General features: G+C 35.1%; 3 protein-coding genes. 1 reads left to right on the top strand and 2 read right to left on the bottom strand.

The annotated features are described in order from the left end of the window. Positions 1-385 precede the first annotated feature (385 nt). Positions 386-826 (bottom strand): nucleoside deaminase, encoded by a 441-nt coding sequence (locus tag Q0A12_RS13430; protein ID WP_291293142.1) that lies wholly within the window; start codon positions 824-826, stop codon positions 386-388. 1,431 nt (positions 827-2,257) lie between these two features. Here Q0A12_RS13430 and Q0A12_RS13435 point away from each other — a divergent pair. After that, the gene (locus Q0A12_RS13435) at positions 2,258-2,422 is read left to right on the top strand and encodes a hypothetical protein (RefSeq protein WP_291293143.1); all 165 of its coding nucleotides are present in this window, start codon (positions 2,258-2,260) and stop codon (positions 2,420-2,422) included. A gap of 94 nt (positions 2,423-2,516) precedes the next feature. Here the strand turns inward: Q0A12_RS13435 and Q0A12_RS13440 are convergent, their stop codons facing one another. Beyond that, the gene (locus Q0A12_RS13440) at positions 2,517-2,666 is read right to left on the bottom strand and encodes a hypothetical protein (protein WP_003127849.1); all 150 of its coding nucleotides are present in this window, start codon (positions 2,664-2,666) and stop codon (positions 2,517-2,519) included. Between the last annotated feature and the right edge of the window lie 314 nt (positions 2,667-2,980).

The following is a 2,980-nucleotide window of genomic DNA, read 5'->3' on the forward strand; positions in this document are numbered from 1 at the left end:
AACAGAGTTGCAGGAATCCAGAAAAATTTATTACCAATTCCAATGATAAATAAACATATACTAATGGACAGATAAGACGGATCAACATTTTTAATGTTGCGAAATTTCATGAAATCGCCTCCTAAAGAAATCATATCACGTTAAAGGAATAGAACAATCCCAATAAAAGGACCAAAAGATGAAAAAAAATAGGAGAAGCTGATGTGTGTGTCCACTTAAGCAAGACTAAAAATTAGTGATGCAACCTTTGATTAAAAATGAAAAGTTATATTTTTACATGAATCCTACTGTAAAAAATTTTATATTCCATCAATAAGAATCAGAAATAGCAAGTTGAGTAAAAATAGGGAGCAACATCACCCTACTATCTGACGGAATCGCAGAGTTAAATAAAATAGTCTTTTATTTCGTCTATCATAAAGTCTTTAATTAACGAAACATCATGAATATAGGCCCCTTTTTGAAGAACTTCTTCGCAGGATATGAAAGACCAGTTTTGCTCTTTACCACGATAAGTTGGATTATTGGCATAGACAACTCCGTCTATTCCTGTACAAGTAATCGCTGAGCTGCACAAAGGACAGGGCTCGAAGGTGGTGTATAGCCAATAACCTTTGGGTAATGTATGGGAGTTGAGAAGCTTACAGGCTTTTCTAATTGCGTTTATTTCAGAATGAGCTGTTGGGTCATGCTCATCAAAAACAGTCGTTTTTCCGATCGAAATAATATTGTTACCGCTGTCCACAATGGCAGCGATGATAGAATATTCTTTTCGTTGCAACTCAATTAAGGTGTGCATGATGGGTTCGGATGGATGTTTCTTCATAGTGTCCTCCTGATTTCTTTATACCGATAGTAACATGGGGGATAGATTCAAGAAAGAAGAGGTTTTCAGATTGCCGAAAACATATAAGCAAAAAAACTATTAGGATATTGTGCAGGTGGTGAACTATCCACTTGGAAAACCAAAAATTTGAACTAAGGAAGATCGAAAACGGTTGGTGCTTTCTAGTTTGTGACCAGTTTGAAGGGCTAGATTTTTTTGCAATCACTAGCGGTAATCCAAAGAAAAAATAGACATCGAGGTAGCTCGTCTAAAAATAGTAAAAAAATAAAATTGCAGGTACTCAAATGAGTCAAGTGTCCGATGGGAAAGCTTATAGGCTGGAGAGTTCACCTTCCAACGAAAGACTAAAAAAACTACTCTTCAACGTGTAATGAGAAGAGTAGTGAAATAAATCAATTTTTTTTTGAATCGCTGATCCCATGTTTAACAGCAAGCCTTATAATCCAATACAGACAAAAACCAACAAAAGCGTACCAAATAATGCTAAAAAGCCACATGTCAATCACTCCTTTTTTTAAGTATACCATTTAAGAAAAACGGAATATTATAAAAATTTAAGCAAGACTAAGAGAATAGTTGGCAATAAATTTCATCTGCTACTCATCTGTGTGAACAGAAAACAAGATCTAAGATAGCACTTTTTTCCAAAAAGATAATACTGAAAACCAAGATAGCGCCCTTTCATTCCAAAAAGCTCCAGTGATTTTGTTGGTTTGAGAAGTGCGATTGAATCTGGTGTTGCAAGTAATAAGTGGTAAAAATGGGTTTCTTTTTAATAGGGAAGGTCTCTAAAAATCGGGGTCGCGAAGATAGATTTTTAAGCGACGACGAACTTGAATCAAGCAATAAAGGCTGCTGATGAAGAAAATGGCAGAGAGCCATAGGAAGATGGGGAATTTCCCTAAAAAATGAAGCAGGACACAACAAATAGACAGGAGCATATGAAGTTGCGATAAGCAGAGTAGCCGAATCAGTGATCGACTCTTTTTTCTAGATAGGTTTCTCATTCTCAAGCTCCTCTCATTATTTTTGAACGACAGACTTTGCTTGCTAGTTTTCAAAAAGAGAACAAAGAAGAAGGTGTTCCATTTGTTTTTCACAATGATGGCGTCTGGAATAGTAGTCACCTCAAATGTTATTCTATCGTATTGTTTTATCAAAAACAATGTAAAAAAATGTCATTCACCTAAATAAAAGATGTATAACGATGAAAAAACTTCGTTAGGATCACTAGATGAGTGGTGCTAGAAGCCAGTGAAGAGAAAGTCGTTGTTGGTGGATCAGCAAGTAGTTGGTTGAGAGATGGAATCAACCTCTTAAAAATTTGCTGACGACGGGTTTTTCGTGACGTAATAATAGTTCATTTTACGAGCAAAATCGGTTAGACTAAAAGAAAAAAGGAGAAATGAAATGGCTGAATTTGAAAAAGATTATGTCATGCGACAAACAAAATTAGCAGTCAAGGGACTCTCAGTTTTTTTGAAAGATGAATCAGTCGATGAGATCATGCAGTTGGATGAACAGCAGAGTGGGCAGAAGAAAGAACAAGAAGACAAATCCGAAAAGAAGGAATGAAAAGATTTCTCATAACAAAACAAGAAAGCACCTGCTATTAGTCTTAGCGAGGTGCTTTCAGTACGAATCGGTATCCTTCATTTGGATGAACTCCTTATGCAGTTTTAGTCAATTCTTGTACAGCTTGTTCGATTGTCACACCAGTTGCAAAACGATTAGCATCTTTTTTATCAAAGACGATAAAAAGGTTTAGTTTTGTATCCAATGTCACTCGATATTGTAGTTCTGTGTTATAGAATGTCATAGTCATTCCCCTTTCAATGTTATTCGTAACGAAAGGCAACGGTTAAGTTGATAACGAAATTCCATGATCAGAATAACACGTTGTTTGACATCTGTCCAACGATAACATGAGGAAATTCGAAAATTTCTAAAAATTCATTAAGGAAAACTTGAGTTATCTTAAAGAATTAAACGTTGTTGATTTTGATTTTTTTCCCCATTTTTAAAAGAAAAGCGTGCTAAAGCGGATTTGTAGGAATCACTCGTTTGTTGGGAGGTAAATAATTAGTTTATTATATTTTTTTTAAATTTAATTTTGCTCATTTTATGGTAAGA

Origin of the sequence: Enterococcus sp. (genome assembly GCF_022711995.1) — a bacterium.
Lineage (GTDB): Bacteria > Bacillota > Bacilli > Lactobacillales > Enterococcaceae > Enterococcus_D.

Coding starts and splice junctions, on each gene's coding strand:
- Q0A12_RS13430 (WP_291293142.1), bottom strand. CDS start 826: ATGAAGAAACATCCATCCGAACCCATCATGCACACCTTAATTGAGTTG.
- Q0A12_RS13435 (WP_291293143.1), top strand. CDS start 2,258: ATGGCTGAATTTGAAAAAGATTATGTCATGCGACAAACAAAATTAGCA.
- Q0A12_RS13440 (WP_003127849.1), bottom strand. CDS start 2,666: ATGACATTCTATAACACAGAACTACAATATCGAGTGACATTGGATACA.